The 16,668-nt window shown below is 61.2% G+C and carries 12 protein-coding genes; 9 read left to right on the top strand and 3 right to left on the bottom strand.

The genetic code is table 11. The features are described 5' to 3' along the window. The first annotated feature begins 227 nt into the window (after window positions 1–227). Entirely contained in the window at window positions 228–1,388 is a 1,161-nt protein-coding gene (locus LGM89_RS02460; RefSeq protein WP_089496592.1) for an alpha/beta fold hydrolase, read from the top strand. Window positions 1,389–1,615: 227 nt separating this feature from the next. On the opposite strand, the gene LGM89_RS02455 is transcribed toward LGM89_RS02460, so the two are convergent. From LGM89_RS02455 to LGM89_RS02445, 3 genes are all read right to left on the bottom strand, one after another. Then, window positions 1,616–2,755 (bottom strand): patatin-like phospholipase family protein, encoded by a 1,140-nt coding sequence (locus LGM89_RS02455; protein WP_226272184.1) that lies wholly within the window; start codon window positions 2,753–2,755, stop codon window positions 1,616–1,618. A 157-nt stretch (window positions 2,756–2,912) separates the two neighbouring features. Further along, entirely contained in the window at window positions 2,913–3,245 is a 333-nt protein-coding gene (locus LGM89_RS02450; protein WP_226272183.1) for a cupredoxin family copper-binding protein, read from the bottom strand. Between the two features lie 25 nt (window positions 3,246–3,270). Beyond that, window positions 3,271–4,212 (bottom strand): metallophosphoesterase family protein, encoded by a 942-nt coding sequence (locus LGM89_RS02445; RefSeq protein WP_226272182.1) that lies wholly within the window; start codon window positions 4,210–4,212, stop codon window positions 3,271–3,273. Between the two features lie 255 nt (window positions 4,213–4,467). Between LGM89_RS02445 and LGM89_RS02440 the strand changes: the two genes are divergently transcribed. The 8 genes from LGM89_RS02440 to LGM89_RS02405 all read left to right on the top strand — a co-directional run bounded on the left by LGM89_RS02440 (window position 4,468) and on the right by LGM89_RS02405 (window position 16,623). Continuing rightward, window positions 4,468–6,057, top strand: a complete 1,590-nt coding sequence (locus LGM89_RS02440) for an inorganic phosphate transporter (RefSeq protein WP_226272181.1) — start codon at window positions 4,468–4,470, stop codon at window positions 6,055–6,057. 79 nt (window positions 6,058–6,136) lie between these two features. Beyond that, on the top strand, window positions 6,137–7,891 hold the full coding sequence (locus LGM89_RS02435) for an ABC transporter permease (RefSeq protein ID WP_226272180.1): 1,755 nt from the start codon (window positions 6,137–6,139) through the stop codon (window positions 7,889–7,891). Window positions 7,892–7,902: 11 nt separating this feature from the next. Further along, entirely contained in the window at window positions 7,903–9,249 is a 1,347-nt protein-coding gene (locus tag LGM89_RS02430; protein WP_089442051.1) for an AAA-associated domain-containing protein, read from the top strand. A 748-nt stretch (window positions 9,250–9,997) separates the two neighbouring features. Next, window positions 9,998–12,349 (top strand): type VI secretion system Vgr family protein, encoded by a 2,352-nt coding sequence (locus tag LGM89_RS02425; RefSeq protein WP_226272179.1) that lies wholly within the window; start codon window positions 9,998–10,000, stop codon window positions 12,347–12,349. 5 nt (window positions 12,350–12,354) lie between these two features. Next, window positions 12,355–14,709, top strand: a complete 2,355-nt coding sequence (locus LGM89_RS02420) for a M23 family metallopeptidase (protein ID WP_226272178.1) — start codon at window positions 12,355–12,357, stop codon at window positions 14,707–14,709. A 3-nt stretch (window positions 14,710–14,712) separates the two neighbouring features. Beyond that, window positions 14,713–15,177 carry a hypothetical protein gene (locus LGM89_RS02415; RefSeq protein WP_226272177.1) on the top strand — a complete coding sequence of 155 codons (465 nt, stop codon included), beginning with the start codon at window positions 14,713–14,715 and terminating at the stop codon, window positions 15,175–15,177. Window positions 15,178–15,423: 246 nt separating this feature from the next. Then, window positions 15,424–16,224: a hypothetical protein gene (locus tag LGM89_RS02410; protein WP_226272176.1), complete on the top strand. Its 801-nt coding sequence runs from the start codon at window positions 15,424–15,426 to the stop codon at window positions 16,222–16,224. A gap of 138 nt (window positions 16,225–16,362) precedes the next feature. Continuing rightward, on the top strand, window positions 16,363–16,623 hold the full coding sequence (locus LGM89_RS02405) for a PAAR domain-containing protein (RefSeq protein ID WP_124585377.1): 261 nt from the start codon (window positions 16,363–16,365) through the stop codon (window positions 16,621–16,623). Window positions 16,624–16,668: the final 45 nt, after the last annotated feature.

Raw genomic sequence — 16,668 nt, 5'->3', positions numbered from 1 at the left:
AATATGCAGAATTTGTAATTGAAAGAGCGCACTGTTGCGTAACGTTGGTATTCGGTCGTTGGCCAGGTGTCCCGACGTTCGACGCGCGGTGATGCCGAGGATGGGCGGGCGGCGCGAACGCCGCGCAGAACCGGCCGGCTGACGCGCTTGCCGTAACCGTCCGGCAGCGCGCGACGGATTCTGCGACCATCGCCGTTAAAGTCATATCCGCCACTCGATCCGTTGCCATGTCACTCATTCCCGTCGCCTCTGTAAGCAGCCGGCGCTCATGCGTGTTGCCGGCCACCCGAACCCTGGCGTTCGCGATTTCGGTCGCGGCAGCCATCGGCGTCCTGGGCGGCGCGCGTCCGGCCGAAGCCGCCACACCCACCCAGCGCGAACGCCTCGAAGCACCGGTGAAGGCAGTCGCCGACCAGCGCTTGACCGTCGACACGCCGCAGGGCAGCGCGATGTTGCCCGTCTATGCCGACCATCCCGTCGACCAAGCGGCACCCGACGTGACGCGTGTGTTCATCGTGATTCACGGCACGCTGCGCAACGCCGACGCTTATTACGCATCGGGGCTCCAGGTCGTCGAGAAGGCCGGTGCGGCGGGCCGGGGCACGATGGTCGTCGCGCCGCAATTCCTGACACGCGCCGATACGCGAGCGTTTTCGCTACCCGCGCCGACGCTCGCCTGGACCCAGGAAGGATGGAAGGGCGGCGAACCGGCCCGCCAGCCCGCCCCGATCAGTTCGTTCACTGCGCTCGACGCATTGCTCGCGCATTTCGCCGACCGCAGCCTGTATCCCGCGTTGTCGACGGTCGTCGTGATCGGCCACTCCGCCGGCGCGCAGTTGCTGCAGCGTTACGCGGTGGCCGGGCACGAAGGCGATGCGCTCGCGCGGGCCGGCATCGCGGTGCGCTATGTGGTCGCGAACCCGTCGAGCTACCTGTATTTCGACGACGAACGGCCGGATGGCCAGGCGATCGCAGGCGGAACCTGCCCGAGCGCGACCGAGTGGAAATACGGGCTGAAGTCGGCGCCGCCTTATGTGGCGTCGCAGGACGTGCGCGATCTCGAAACGCGCTATGTCGCGCGTCATGTCGTGTACCTGCTCGGCCAGGCCGACACGAACCCGTACACCCATTTCATCGACCGCTCATGCGCGGCCATGGCGCAAGGCCCGTACCGGCTCGCACGCGGGCTCGCGTATTTCGACTATCTGAAGAAACGGCATCCTGACGATCTCGCGCAACAGGTCGTCGAAGTGCCGGGCGTCGGGCATGACGGCCTCGGCATGTTCACGTCCGCTTGCGGGCTGGCCGTGCTGTTCGGGCAGGCGTTGCCGCAATCGTGTCCGGTGGTTGCCGGCACGGCGCCGGACCTGCGCGCGGCGGGGCAGTGAGTGGGCGTGCGAGGTCCGCGCACGGTGAAAATCGATCGGTCAGAGACATGCAGGCTCCCGGTTCAGGATGACGGCGTTGCCAGGAGCGCTCGCCATGAACATCGCGATCCTCGACGATTATTTCGACACGCTGCGCGTGACGGTGTGCTGATGGTCGAGGTGAACGCAGCCGGCCGGGCGCGCGTGATCGAGCCGAAGCGCTCGGCGCGCGATAGCGGCGCCGCATGTCATGCCGGATCTTCCGTGATCGGCGGCCCGCTGGCGTCGAATACCGTCAGGCCTTCCGTCGGGTCCGTCGGTGTCTCCCACGGACGCGCCGCGATGGCCCGTTGTGCGGCGTCGTAGCCGGCCTGCCGGCGGGCCGCGATGCCGGCCGGCGTGAAATCGATGTCCTTGAACTGATTGTCGTCGGCGAGTCGCGGCGCCGCGAGCTTGATCAGATGCATCGTGGTTTCGCATCCCCACGCGGCGAGCCGGCGCACGGCCGGCGACGCGCGTTCGGCTTCCGGCACGTGCCGCGCCAGTTCGCGGATCACGTGGCGCAGCCGGTGGATCTGCTGCTGGCGCGCGATGTGGCTGTCGGTGCGGCTCGCGTACTGGATGTCCTTCTGCCGCTCCGACACTTGCCAGATGCTCTGGGGCTCGGGGCCGGCCGGGTTCCACATCTGGACCGAGAAGATGATCGAGCTGCGGCGAGGATTGTCGTCGAGCACGACCTCGACCGGTGTGTTCGAATACACGCCACCATCCCAGTAGGGCTCGCCGTCGATCCTGATCGCCGGGAACGCGGGCGGCAGCGCGCCGGAACTCATGATGTGCTCGAGCGACAGTCGCGTATCGCGTGAATCGAAATAGCGCATCGTGCCCGAGCATGCATTGACCGCGCTGACGGTCAGGCGCGGGTGGCCCGCGTTCAGCAGCTCGGGATCGACCAGCGACGCCAGGGTGTCGCGCAGCGGCGCGATCCGGTAATACGACGCGCGATCGACGCCGAGGCGAACCATCGGCCCGAGCCACGAGGCCGGATTGGGCTGGAAGAATCCCGCGATGCCGCCGCCGATGATCATCAGCTCGGCCAGCGTCCGGTTCCAGCCGGGCAGCAGCGGCGCAGTGTCGAAACGGGTCCGTTCGGTCACGCGGCGCCAGAATGCCGACAGCTTCTCGTAACGCTGCGCGGGCGGGTTCCCGGCGATCAGCGCCGCGTTGATCGCGCCGATCGACGTCCCGACCACCCAGTCGGGCCGGATACCGGCTTCGTCCATCGCCTGAAAGACGCCGAGCTGGAATGCGCCCAGTGCGCCGCCGCCCTGGAGCACGAGCACCACTTGCCCGGGGAGATCCATGCGTGCCGGCTGGCTCGCGGTCATGGCTGGCCTCGCTGCGTGTGAGGGTGGGTCGGGTCCGAACGGATCGATTCAGTTTAGGCGATCGGCGGCGCGGGGCCGCCCGCAGTGCAACGGGCGGCCGCGTTCGATTCGACGTCAGTCGCTTCCGACCCTCAAGCGCGTGTCGTGACGCGCCGCGTCATTCGACCGTGATGGTCTCCTTCATGTACGGGTGAATCCCGCAGAACACCTTGTAGACGCCCGGCTTGTCGAAGCGGAACGCGTACGTCTCGTCCTGGTCGAGCGCCTTCGAATGAAAGATGCCCGCGTCGTTGACGACGGTGTGCGGCTCTCCGTCGAGGTTCTTCCACGTGATCGTCGTGCCGGCCTTGATCGTCGTCGACATCGGCGAAAACATGAAATTGCGGATCGTCACGAGCGTGCCGTCGGGGCCCTGGGCGAACGCGGTGAGCGGGGCGGTGGCGCACAGCAGCAGCGCCGCGATGAGGCGGGATGGCTTGAAACGGGTCATGTCGGTCTCCCTTGGGTTCGGTGCGTCAGGCCAGCGTCGCATCGCGCAGCGACGACGCGACCGGATGGCCCGCGAATTCGACGGTCGTCACGCCGAGCATCGACGGCAGCCGGTCGCGCGGCACGGTGAGCGGCACGGGGCCCGGGCCGTTGCCGGCCGTCGGTTGCGGGAACGCGGTGGAGCGCGCGGTGTGGAACGTCACGTTGCCCTCGACCTTCGACACGATCTGGTGGATGTGCCCGTTCAATACGGTGACCGAGCCGAAGCGGCGCAGTAGTTCCATCGTCTGCGGCGCGTCGCCGGTGCCCCAGCCCCACGGCTCGTAGATGGTCCACATCGGCATGTGCGAGAACACGACGATCGGCGTGCTCGACGAGCGGCCCTTGAGATCCTGCGCGAGCCACGCGAGCTGGTCGTCGCCGAAGCTGCCGAGCCCGTTCGGCTTGAAGTGCATCACGTTGACGAGGCCGATGAAGTGCACGCCCGCGTGGTCGAAGCTGTAATAGCCGCGGTTGTCCGACGCCTTGCCGAACCGGCCGAAATACTCGGCGCCCGAACCGTCGGTGACGTCGTGCTCGCCGGGCACCGTATGCAGTTCCGGCACGCGCAGCGCGGCGAGCAGTTGCGACGCGTGGTCGAACTCCTCGGGCTTGGACAGGTGCGTGATGTCGCCGGTATGGATCGCCAGCGCGGGCATCGCCGGCATGCCGTTGACGAGGTCGATCGTCTGTTTCAGCGTGGCCGACACGTCGGGGTTCGCGTCCTTGTTGAAGCCGATGTGCGTGTCGCTGATTTGCACGAACAGCGGGCGGCCCGCGTTGGCCGGCAGCGCGTCGCCGGTCTGAGCGAGCGCGAGGTCGAACGGCGTCAGGACGCCGCCCGACAGCGTAAACAGCGTGCCGAGGCCGCCGAAGGCCATGCACTGCAGCGCCTTGCGGCGCGACGGGTTGGTGGGGGATGAAGACATGTGAGCCTCGCATTCGTGTGACGAAACCGGACGGCCGGATCGTCCTGGAATAAGCCGGCGCCTTCGTGTGCCATACCGGCGCAGCGGCGAATTTATTCCCGCAAGTTACAAGGTCGAACGCCCGTGTTTGCGGCTTGCGCGGCGCGACGCGATTCCTGACAGATGGCTTGTCAATGTCCTGTAAGTGACACGTCACATTTGCGTCACGACCGATCGATAGCCTGCCACTCCGAGTCACCTCTCCGGAGCCCCTTCATGCCGAATCTCGCGGCAACGGAAACCAGCGGTGCGGTCAGCACCCGCACGCGCACCATCAGCCTCGCGCTGTTTTTTCTGATCATTGCCTGCGGCATCGTCTACGTCGGTATTCATCTCAGCGCCGACCTCAGTCCCGTCAAGGAAAGCTCGGTTCTCCCGTTCCTGCTGCTGATCGTCGCGCTCTTGATCGCGCTCGGCTTCGAATTCGTCAACGGCTTCCACGACACCGCGAACGCGGTCGCGACCGTCATCTATACGCACTCGCTCGACCCGCACCTCGCCGTCGTGTGGTCCGGCCTCTGGAACCTGTTCGGCGTGCTCGTGTCGAGCGGCGCCGTCGCGTTCGGGATCCTGCAGTTGCTGCCGGTCGAGCTGATCCTGCAGGTGGGCAGCGGCTCGGGCTTCGCGATGGTGTTCTCGCTGCTGATCGCGGCCGTCACGTGGAATCTCGCGACCTGGTATTTCGGGTTGCCGTCGTCGAGTTCGCACACGCTCGTCGGTTCGATCATCGGCGTCGGCCTGATGAACCAGATCGTCAGCGGCCCGTCGGGCACGAGCGGCGTCGACTGGAACCAGGCGCTCGGCGTCGGCAAGGCGCTGCTGTTCTCGCCGCTGATCGGCTTCGTGCTGTCCGCGCTCGTGCTGCTGCTGCTGAAGGCGCTCGTGCGCGTGCCGGCGCTGTACCAGGAGCCGAAGGGCAACAAGCCGCCGCCGTTCTGGATCCGCCTGCTGCTGATCCTCACCTGCACGGGCGTGTCGTTCGCGCATGGCTCGAACGACGGGCAGAAGGGCATGGGGCTGATCATGCTGATCCTGATCGGCGTGATGCCGACCGCGTATGCGCTCAACAAGGCCGTGACACCCGATCAGACGAGCACGTTCGTCGCGGTGGCGCGCCACGCGTCGACGACGCTCGTCAAATATGCGGACCCGGCCGCCCGGACGGCCGACCCGCGCGCCGATGTCGAGGCCTACGTGCGCACGCACAAGCTGACGCCGGCGACGATTCCCGCACTGGGCAAGCTCACCGACACCATCGCCGACCAGGTCGCGCAGGCCGGCGGCATCTCGAGCGTGCCGCAGAACCTCGTCGACAACGTGCGCAACAACATGTACGTCGCGTCGGAGGCGATCCGGTTGATGGAGAAGGCGAAGGCGCCGGCGTTCTCGGTCGAGGACGCGAGCGCGCTCGAGGCGTTCAAGAAGCAGATGGACCGCGCGACGAAATTCATCCCGACGTGGGTGAAGGTCGCGGTCGCGATCGCGCTCGGCCTCGGCACGATGGTCGGGTGGAAACGGATCGTCGTGACGGTCGGCGAGAAGATCGGCAAGTCGCATCTCACCTACGGGCAGGGCGCATCGGCCGAGGCCGTCGCGATGCTGACGATCGGGATGGCCGACGCGTACGGGCTGCCGGTATCGACGACGCACGTGCTCGCGTCGGGCGTGGCCGGCACGATGACGGCCAGCGGCGCGGGCCTGCGCTGGGATACGGTGCGTAACCTCGTGCTCGCGTGGGTGCTGACGCTGCCCGCCTCGATCGCGCTGTCCGCCGCTCTGTACTGGGCGCTGCACGGGCTGTTCTGATTCGCGCCGGGGCGCGACGCCCGGCCGCGCGACACGCGGCCGGACCCATCGATTTTCAATTCAACACAAGACGCTACCGATGGATATCAGTTTCTTCGATCCGAATCGCACCGCCAACGCGTCCGCGTGGCGCGTGCTGCCCAACCGCTGGGACGTGGTCGCGTTTCCGCTGATCATCGGCATACTCGCGATGGCGATCGTCGGCTTCCACCAGACGATGGCGCCGATCGGCGTGCTGCAGACGCAGAAGATCTCGCTCGATCCGTCGAACCTGCCCGAATACGCGTTGCGCACCACGCTGCGGATGCTTGCCGCGATGGTTGCATCGCTCGTGTTCACGCTCGTCTACGGCACGCTCGCCGCGAAAAGCCGCCGTGCGGGCATGGTGCTGATCCCGATCCTCGACATCCTGCAGTCGGTGCCGGTGCTCGGCTACATCTCGTTTACCGTCACGTTCTTCCTCGCGCTGTTTCCGGGCCGCGTGCTCGGTGCGGAGCTGGCCGCGATCTTCGCGATCTTCACGAGCCAGGCGTGGAACATGACGTTCAGCTTCTACCAGTCGCTGCGCACGGTGCCGCGCGACCTGAGCGAAGTGTCGCGCGGTTTTCACCTGACGCCGTGGCAACGCTTCTGGAAGCTCGAGGTGCCGTTCTCGATGCCGGGGCTGATCTGGAACATGATGATGTCGATGTCGGGCGGCTGGTTCTTCGTCGTCGCATCGGAGGCGATCACCGTCGGCAACCAGACCATCACGCTGCCGGGCATCGGCGCCTATCTCGCGCAGGCGATCTCCGACAAGAATCTCGGCGCGGTGGGCTGGGTGATCGTCGCGATGTCGGTCGTGATCCTCGCCTATGACCAGTTCCTGTTCCGCCCGCTGGTCGCGTGGGCCGACAAGTTCCGGATGGAAAACACGGCCTCCGGCGACGCACCGCAATCCTGGCTGCTCGACATGATGCGCCGCACGCACCTGATCCATCAGCTGCTCGTGCCGGCCGGCTGGCTGCTGTCGCAGGCCGCGCGGATTCCGCTGCGCTTTCCGGCGCTGAAAAGCACGCGTGCACGCGGCGCATCGTCGCGCGGCGCGTCGCGCATCGGCGACATCGTGTGGGGCGCGTTCGTGATCCTGCTGACGGCGTACGTCGTATGGCGCGTCGTCACGTTCGTCGCGACCGGCGTGACGATGGCTGAAGTCGGACACGTGCTCGTGCTCGGTCTCATCACGCTGCTGCGCGTGCTGGTGCTGATCGCGATCGCGTCGGTGATCTGGGTGCCGCTCGGCGTGCTGATCGGCCTGCGCCCCGCGCTGGCGGAGAAGATCCAGCCGCTCGCGCAGTTCCTCGCGGCGTTCCCGGCGAACCTGCTGTTCCCGGTGTTCGTGATCGTGATCGTCCACTTCCACCTGAACGCGGACATCTGGCTGTCGCCGCTGATCGTGCTCGGCACGCAGTGGTACATCCTGTTCAACGTGATCGCCGGCGCGATGTCCTATCCGAACGACTACAAGGAAGCGACGAAGAACTTCCGCATCCGCGGCTGGCAGTGGTGGCGGCAAGCGATCCTGCCCGGCATCTTCCCGTACTACGTGACGGGCGCCATCACCGCATCGGGCGGCGCGTGGAACGCGAGCATCGTGTCCGAGTTCGTGCAGTGGGGCGACACGAAGGTCGTGGCTCACGGCCTGGGTTCGTATATCGCGCAGACCACCGCCGCCGGCGATTTCCCGAAGATCATCCTGGGCATCGCCGTGATGTCCCTGTTCGTTACCCTGTTCAACCGTCTGTTGTGGCGTCCGATGTACGCCTATGCGGAATCCCGGCTCCGTCTCGATTGAGAGTAAGCGCGATGCAAAATTCGACCGTTATCAACGCCCCCGCCAAGACGTCCCAGCCGCTGCAGCCGCCGCGCCTCGGTGACGAAATCCTGCGCGTCGAGCACGTGAACCGCGGCTTCAACAAGTCGCAGGGCGAATTGCTCGTGCTCGACGATGCGAACCTGTCGCTGCGCGAAGGCGAGATCGTCGGGCTGCTCGGCCGTTCCGGCTCGGGCAAGTCGACGCTGCTGCGCATCATCGCCGGGCTGATCGAGCCGACCGGCGGCGAAGTGACCTATCTCGGCCAGCCGCTGCGCGGGCCGGCCGAAGGCGTCGCGATGGTGTTCCAGACCTTCGCGCTGTTCCCGTGGCTCACCGTGCTGCAGAACGTGGAAGCCGGCCTCGAGGCGCTCGGCGTCGGCGCGCGCGAGCGGCGCGAGCGTGCGCTGGCCGCGATCGACCTGATCGGTCTCGACGGCTTCGAGAACGCGTACCCGCGCGAGCTGTCGGGCGGCATGCGCCAGCGCGTGGGCTTTGCGCGCGCGCTCGTCGTCGATCCGACCATCCTGCTGATGGACGAGCCGTTCTCCGCGCTCGACGTGCTGACGGCCGAGACGCTGCGTACCGACCTGCTCGATCTGTGGACGCAAGGCCGCATGCCGATCAAGTCGGTGCTGATCGTCACGCACAACATCGAGGAAGCGGTGTTCATGTGCGACCGGATCCTCGTGCTGTCGTCGAACCCGGGCCGGGTGATCGCCGAGATCAAGGTGCCGTTCAAGCATCCGCGCAACCGTCTCGACACCGATTTCCGCAAGCTCGTCGACGACATCTACGCGAAGATGACGGCCCGCCAGACCGGCGAGGCGACGAAGAAGGGGCTGGAGCTCGGCAGCTGGATGCCGCGCGTGTCGACCAACCTGATGGCCGGCCTGATCGAAACGCTCGCGATGGCGCCGTACCACGGCCGCGCGGACATGCCGGAAATCGCGCGCACGCTGCATCTGGAAGTCGACGAACTGTTCCCGATCGCCGAAGTGCTGCAGCACCTCGGCTTCGCGGACGTGCGCGAAGGGGACGTGTTCCTCACGCCGCCTGCCCGCGTGTTCGCGGAATTCGGCACGCAGGAGCGCAAGCTGATGTTCGCGGATCATTTGCTGAAGCACGTGCCGCTCGCGGCGCGGATTCGGAAGGTGTTGAACGAGCGCCCGGGCCATCGGGCGCCGCGCGTGCGCTTCGAGCAGGAGCTGGAGGATTTCCTGTCGGACGAAGCGGCTGAGGAAACGCTCGATGCGGTGATCGACTGGGGGCGTTACGGGGAAGTGTTCTCGTACAACGACAAGACCGAGGTGTTCAGCCTCGAGGATGTCGAGTCGTGAAGTCTGGAAGTTGATTCATGCGGTGCGACATCCGTCCGTTATCGATGTCGCACCCACGTCGTAGCCTGCTGCATAGCCGGCAGGGTTGCCGACGGGCTTGACCGTGACGATTCCGGCCTGCCGACGGAAGAGCGAGCCGACCAGATCGGCGACGAATCCGGGCGTCATTCTGGCATGAGTGCAACACCTGTCATGCCACTCTCTGACCGCACTGCCGGTCTGACGGCCTCGATTAGCCATATCAAAAACGGCAAGTTCGAATCACAACTATCGCGTGACAATTTTCTACATTGTTCGATTCGATTATTCGCGGGGATAATCGTTCGTTGTCGTATGGGGATGTGGATTGCGAGGATGATTTATTGAATGGCTGTCGAGTGCTCACTAACTCGAATTTTTTGAAAGATTGATTTTCTCTGAGGGGGAATGGCGCTGGAGGGTGACTGCCGCGTACCTCCGAGGCAGTGAGGCTTGCGGGGCCATTGCTTCACCGAGGACTCGGCTCTGTCGGAGCCATGAGCGGGAAGATGTCGAGATGTTCCAGGTCGAAAAGTATAAAAATCAATTTAATAAAACGCGACGCTGATCTTCTGGAATATCGTAAAAGATAACGGCTTATCAGGTCTGGGGCAGTGTGTGTTCATTTCCATGAGCCTATGCTTCACTGGCGAGAGCGTAGTGGCACTGCGTCCCCGAATGCATGAGTGGACGGACGTGCCGGTGTACAACCTCTCGTTCAATAGCAGCCATGCTAACCATTCAGGATGTGCTGAAACACCCGGGTTCGGTCGTTACCCAACCATTGCATCTGGAGATCGCGACGCTGGATGCACCGATCTCCGTTGTGTCCTTCGTCCTGACCGAGGAGATGAATACGCGATTCCTCGCGGACATTACCGTGACGTCGAAGGACAAACGGATCGACGGTGCGGCGATCGTCGGCCGGCCGGCGATTTTCACGATCGAGGAACGCGCGTCCGTTCCGTCGATGGCGGGGATGATCGCTCCGGTTCAGCATGCGGCGCGTACCGTGCACGGCGTTGTCACGCAATGGACTCGAGTCAACGCGTCGCGCGACGAGGCGACCTATCGATTGCACCTGAAGCCGCGTCTCTCGCTGCTTGAAGAGGTGCACGATTCGGCCGTATTTCTGGACAGGTCGTTGCACGAGCTGCTGGGCGACGTGATCGTCGATCGCAGTTTGTTCCAATCCTTCGATGTCGAGTTCGAACTCGAGGGGCTCGACGGGAAGTTGGAACAAACCGTGATGTACGAGGAGACGGTCGCGAACTTTATCGACCGGCATTGCCGGCGCGCGGGCGTCTACTACTACTTCAAACAGGCCAGGAAGGAGGACGGCCCGCAACGTGACACGCTGGTGTTCAGCAATACGCCGCGCGGCTACATGCGGGCGCTCGAGGTGCCATTGATGCCGCATTCCGGTCTGGTGAGCTGGCACGAGGCGATTCTGACGCTGGAAGCCACGCGCGCGCTGGTGCCGCAGAAGGTGCGCGAATGGGATCACAACTACCGCATACCCGACGATCCGCTACAGGTCGAGGCAGTCGTGGCCCACGACGACCGCTCGGTGTATGGGAGCGTGAACCGCAGCATCGAGCATTTCCACTCGGTCGAAGAAGGGCAGGCGCTGGCCGACGCGCGGCGTGACGAACTGCTCACGCGGCAGATGCGGCTAGCGGGTACGAGCAACGTCATTGGCATGACGCCCGGCATGGTGGTGCGGATTGCCAATGACGTGGTGCCGGAGGCGCCGCACGGGATGGTGATCACGAAGCTCGTCACGACCGGCAGCCGCAGCCAGTCGGTGATCAACACCTTCGAAGCGATCCCCGCGCACCAGACCTATCGGCCGGAATATATTCCTGAAAAGCACTGGCGATGGGTCACCGGCATGCTGATCGGCGTGGTCGAATCCGGCGACGACGAGCCGTACGCGTGGATGGATGAATACGGCCGCTATCGCGTCAGGCTCCTGTTCACCCGGCACAGCGGCAAGCGCGGCACGAACAGCATGCCGTTGCGCCTGCTGCGTACGTCTGCGTCGTATCAGGGCGGCCTGCACATCCCTCTGCTGCCGCGGTCGGAGGTACGAGTCGTCGCGACGCACGGAAATTGCGATCGCCTGCTTATCGCTGGGGCCCTGCATGACTATGCGCATCGAGACCTCGTGCATGGCAAGGAGGGCTGGTACAGCCGCGCTGTGTTCCGCTCCCCGCTGCTCGGCAACAAGCTGCGTTTCGAGGATTTGAAAGACCACGAGGGCATCCGCCTGGCGACGGTGTTCGGGCAGTCGTCGCTCAACATGGGTTGTCTCGTCGACAGTGAGAAGAACAAGCGCGGCGAGGGCTTCGAGCTGACCACGCAGGACTGGGGCACGATGCGTGCGCCGAAGGGGTTGTTCGTCTCGGCAGATGCAGCAGGCGGGTCCGGGAAGCCGCACCTCGATATGCCCGCCGCTGTCGCGCAACTCAAGGCTGCATTGCAGCGTGTAACGGACCTTGCGGCTGCGGCGACGCAGGTCAAGGCCGATCCTGCGGACCGCGCGACGCAAGCGGCGCTGTTAGACGGCCTGAATCAGCTCCGCGACGCGGGGTTGCTCGCGAGTGCACCGGGCGGCATGGCATTCGTGACACCGAAATCGGTGCAGCACTCGGCGGGCGAGAACGTGATCGTCACCGCAGGTCAGGACCTGGACGTGAGCGTCGTCAGGCGGCTGCGCATGGTGGCGGGTGACCTGATCTCGCTGTGTGCGCACAAGCTCGGTATCAAGATTTTTTCGAAAGGGAAAATCGAACTGCAGGCGCAACGCGCGTCGATGGATCTCTTCGCCGACGAGCAATTGCATGTGTCGAGCGCCAGCGCGAATGTGCTCGTGAGCGCCAAGACTGGGGCGATGGTGGCCAGCGGCGGCGCGTCGATGACCATCGAGAAAGGCAATGTCGTATTCAACTGTCCGGGTGAGTTTCGTATCAGGGCTGCCTCGTTCACGTTCGAAGGGCCACGCAATACGTCCATCAGCTTGCCGCAACTGCCGGTGAGCGACTACCAGCCCAGCGACAAATACAGCCACACACGGTAACGATCATGATTATCAGCCCACCATTTCTTCCCAAAGCCGGTTTCGCGGCCCCGACCGGAGCGAACCCCGATCCGATGATGGACGCGGTAGACAAGTTCGAAGGTGATCACGGCATCTATCCTATCGCCCACGATCGGCGCTGGCATTGTGGCGTGCATCTCCAACCTGATACGAAGGGCAAGGTGCACGCGATTGCCGATGGGGAAGTCGTTGCCTATCGCGTCTGCCAGCATGCCGTTGACAGCGGCAAGAGCCATACGGGATTTGTGTTGCTCAAGCATACGACCGAGACCGGTGAAGGTCGTACGCTGACTTTCTATTCGCTTTATATGCATCTGTTGCCGCTGGTGGAATATGTGGAGCACAGTGCGGACAGAGAGGCGCTGCCGGAATTCCTGCGCATACCGACTGGCCCTGTGAGCAAGGGGCAGGTGACGCCGGCGGTCTCGGGGGAGCGCAAGAAGGTCCGTCGCAAAGATGTACTGGGGTGGCGCGGCCAATATGAGGATATGCCGCATTTGCATTTCGAAATCTTCATGTTGCCGGAGGATTTCGACGCTTATTTCGGGAGCACGCAACTGGGTAGGAGCGCGCCGACGCCGCCGAATGGAACGGACTGGTGGGGGCACGCGTATTTCGTCATTCCGGCTGGCGGCAACTTTCGTCGTTTGCCTGAGAAGGCCGATGCTCGAAACAAGCTGCACGGGATTGAATTCAAGCCGGGTCAAGAGGGCTCGAATACGTTGCCGTTGCTTGTCGAAACCTACTTCAGCCTCGGCTCGAAATACACCAAGGTGTGGAGCGTTGCGGAAGACGGCAGCCGCACACTGCTCACGCCGCAACCCGTCGAGGAAAAGGACTACGAGTACGACTTGTACAAGCGTGCGACGGCGCTTTATTCGTCATGTCCGAGCGACGGCTACGAACTGCTGCGTTTCGGTCGCATCCTGTCTCCGTCTCAAACATTGGCGGCAGATGCGCGCGCCACGTGGATGCAGGTCAATTGGGCCGCAGACAAGGCGGGCTACATCGATATCAATGATCCAGGCATCCAAAAGTTCTCCGATGCGGATTTCCTGTCGTTGATGGGCTGGCAAAAAATCATTGAGGGTAATACGCCGTTCGACAGTGACGGAATGTGTGATGTGGATGCGCTGAGGGAAATACTGAACGATGCCGCTCCACACGAGGTAGCAGCGGTGACGGATGAGACGCCGGAAATTCACAAGGAGAGAGTGCTCTGGGCCTATGTAAAAGGCAACACCCAGGTACGGCAACAGCTACGCGGGTTCGTCTGCAACGCGCCGAGTGAATGGGACAGTACAAACAACGAGGAGCGCTATGCGAGGCTGCTTGACGAGGGCGGTTTCTATCACGGTAATGACAAGGGCTACAACGATTTCATGAAGTATCTGAAGGAAGTTCAGTTTTGGGACAAAACGGGGCTTCCGGCGGGGCAGAAGTTGTGGTTTTTCCATCCATTGACGTTTATCCGGTATTTCAGGAGATGTTGGTGGCTAACGAAAGACGAACTGGCTGCTACATTTCCGCGTTTTCCATTCTATACGGAAAGTGGTAGTCCTCGTAGAGCGATTGAAATCGATAACGATATTTATAGAGTGACGCTAAATATTGCCCGTCAACGTGTTCGGCGCCATATGACAGCGATAAATAATTGCCTTAGAAAATATATAGGGAGTGATTCGAAGAGGGTTGCCTTGTTTCTGGCACAAGTGTTGTTGGAGACGGCCCAGTGGCGCGATCTTGGCGGTGTAAAGCGTCTTATGCATGAATGGGGATTTGGTAAGTATTTGGCGGCTAATCCGGCGACGAAATACTATGGCCCATTCTATGGTCGCGGAATTATGCAGCTTACATGGGCGGGCAACTTTGAGGCGTATGGAAAGTATCGAGTTATTCCCGATAATGTCGCCGGTTCTTACATTGAGAGACTACCTGGCTCGCATCACCGAATCACAGAAACCTCGCAGCACTATACGGCGAATCCGAGTGATGGCGGAGAATTGATGCGTTGGTCGCCGCGTTACGATCCAGATATCGTTGCGGAGAGTGTCGACCACGCATGTGACTCAGGTGGTTTTTATTGGGTGTCTAAATATTTTAGTAGAAAATTGAATATAAATAGGATTGTCGATGGAGAATTTTCGGCCTCTAGCGTGGACTTGGTGAATCGACTTGTTAACGGAGGTGGAAATGGATATTACGAAAGGCAAGCATACTCAGTATTTATATTGTGCGTCGTGGGAGATGGGGTTGACGTTGAAGTTGATGGGGTGGCATTAGTTACTCCGCCTCATCCTAAAAAGTCAGTTTTGGTGAGCTTGATACGACCGGAGTGATATATGAGGGGTGTCAGGGTATTGGTGGCAGTGGTAGCGATTATTGTTTCGTTTAATTCGTGTGCTGCTGATATTTCAAAAACCTTCGCCCCATCTCCGGGGATTGTGGCCGAAGTGAGGATTCGGGATTCGGATTTGGTTTGGACGCTATCAGGGAAGCGCGGAGTGAGTCGTGGACGGGTTAATTTCGATACCGAGAAGCCATTAAATATAAAAATTGACAGTTATGATTTCAGTGGGAGATTGGGTTTTTTGGTGTCTCATGTGGATGATGGAATGGGGGGGGATGAGATTGGTAGAATTTTCACACTTTCTCCATCGTCAAATGAGTTTGTGGAGAGGTTTCCGGCATGTGGAGATGAATTTGTTAATCTTAAAATTATTAAAAGAGGGCGCTACCTGGTGAGTACCTACTGGGAATGGGGTGTTCCTAAGGGATGCGTTACTAGGTTAAAAATAGAAAAATGATTGTTTGACTATTTTGATTGAGGTGAAAATGGCGTGTGTCTCGGTGGTGGGGGATAGGTTGGGGTGTTATTTTGTTGATGGGTTGGGTTGATATATTGTCAGTGTTGTTAATTTATTGTTTTTTATTATTGGAGTGGAGGGAATCCATGATGAAAGTTGCGTGCGCAGGCTGGTAGAAATCGTCACTGATGCTGTGATATCTATATTCGGTTTCGAGGTAAATTTTTTGCGGGGGCGAGAGTGAGCGTGGCGCTGAAAGCGAATTTCGCAGAATCTTCATCTGAGTGTAATGCGCGGCGGGGGCGGCGCCGTTTACCAAGTGTGATGCCCTTTGTTGTCGAGGCATTCTTGCTCGGAATGTGCGCTGCTGCAACCGGCGAATCATTCGCTGGATCGGGTAATGAAATTATCTATAATCAATGTGGTGCGTTCATTTTTGATAACGAGAATGATGATGTGTTGTCGTCTTATGATAATTCATTTAGCTCGGTCGACAGAGTGGGAAGTTGCGTGGCGCTTCTTTCTGCTGGCAACCGAACCCCGTTTTTAGGCGCGACGGATTCATGGGGAAACTGGTTTAATAGCAGAATTGCGCTCACGATACGTCGGAACGATGATTTTACTCTTCCGGTCCATCTTTGTAGAGGTAGTGCCGATTATAATGCTTGTATGGAAAAGACTGTTTTTATCTACTACGGATTTGATCTTGACGATCGTCGGCGTTGGAGGCTTCGGCCATATCAATCGAAAAGTAGGCTCGAGCAGTCGATGTCCAATACACTGGACGGAACCATTCAGCGTCCGGATGAAATCACGGTATTCGGTGTGCGGCGGTATCCGGATATGTTTTATGATGGGCCGGAAAAATGGTGGGTCGCACTATATGTAATTCGACATGCGCCATTTGGTTACGTGATGCTTTCAAATGGTCCGCATAGTGAGGCGCCGCTTTCAATTCCGCAGCATTCGACTCAAGAGTCCTACGCGCAGACGATCCAATTGATCGACAGACTCGTGAAAATCGTGCAAAGCGTGCGTATAAAGTAAGCTGAGTTTTAAATTGGCAAGGAGTGTTTTTTATTTGATTGTAATTCGAAAATCGTTTATCTGAAAATCGGGGTTGGGTGTGGATTGGGTGATGGGCGGCAATCTTAAATAATCTACAATTCTCTCAATGGTCAATATATGAAATCTCCCATCCGTCAAGGCGACAAACTCGAACACGGCGGCGAAGTCACCGGTGGCTCACCATGGACGACATTCATGGGTATGCCGCTTGCCCGCAAGGGCGATGAGGCGACTTGCAATCTGCATGGCCCAACCTTTATCGACGAAGGCGCCAACAAGTTTCCCGATCGCGACAACAAGCCATTCGCGCTGGACGGCCATCGCTGCGCATGCGGTTGTCGGTTGATCTCGTCGCTGCCGAACGTCCACTTCGAATAATGCCCGTCGACCTCTCTCAGGCGGGGCTCCCGAGCGCCTATCCGA

It is taken from the genome of Burkholderia sp. AU31624, assembly GCF_020420065.1.
Lineage (GTDB): Bacteria > Pseudomonadota > Gammaproteobacteria > Burkholderiales > Burkholderiaceae > Burkholderia.
Note: the sequence above shows the minus strand (reverse complement) of the source record. Positions and strands in the feature narration are given on the sequence as shown.

What these genes read in the sequence shown, in the direction of transcription:
- LGM89_RS02460 (WP_089496592.1), top strand. Translation starts at nt 228, where the DNA reads ATGTCACTCATTCCCGTCGCCTCTGTAAGCAGCCGGCGCTCATGCGTG.
- LGM89_RS02455 (WP_226272184.1), bottom strand. Translation starts at nt 2,755, where the DNA reads ATGACCGCGAGCCAGCCGGCACGCATGGATCTCCCCGGGCAAGTGGTG.
- LGM89_RS02450 (WP_226272183.1), bottom strand. Translation starts at nt 3,245, where the DNA reads ATGACCCGTTTCAAGCCATCCCGCCTCATCGCGGCGCTGCTGCTGTGC.
- LGM89_RS02445 (WP_226272182.1), bottom strand. Translation starts at nt 4,212, where the DNA reads ATGTCTTCATCCCCCACCAACCCGTCGCGCCGCAAGGCGCTGCAGTGC.
- LGM89_RS02440 (WP_226272181.1), top strand. Translation starts at nt 4,468, where the DNA reads ATGCCGAATCTCGCGGCAACGGAAACCAGCGGTGCGGTCAGCACCCGC.
- LGM89_RS02435 (WP_226272180.1), top strand. Translation starts at nt 6,137, where the DNA reads ATGGATATCAGTTTCTTCGATCCGAATCGCACCGCCAACGCGTCCGCG.
- LGM89_RS02430 (WP_089442051.1), top strand. Translation starts at nt 7,903, where the DNA reads ATGCAAAATTCGACCGTTATCAACGCCCCCGCCAAGACGTCCCAGCCG.
- LGM89_RS02425 (WP_226272179.1), top strand. Translation starts at nt 9,998, where the DNA reads ATGCTAACCATTCAGGATGTGCTGAAACACCCGGGTTCGGTCGTTACC.
- LGM89_RS02420 (WP_226272178.1), top strand. Translation starts at nt 12,355, where the DNA reads ATGATTATCAGCCCACCATTTCTTCCCAAAGCCGGTTTCGCGGCCCCG.
- LGM89_RS02415 (WP_226272177.1), top strand. Translation starts at nt 14,713, where the DNA reads ATGAGGGGTGTCAGGGTATTGGTGGCAGTGGTAGCGATTATTGTTTCG.
- LGM89_RS02405 (WP_124585377.1), top strand. Translation starts at nt 16,363, where the DNA reads ATGAAATCTCCCATCCGTCAAGGCGACAAACTCGAACACGGCGGCGAA.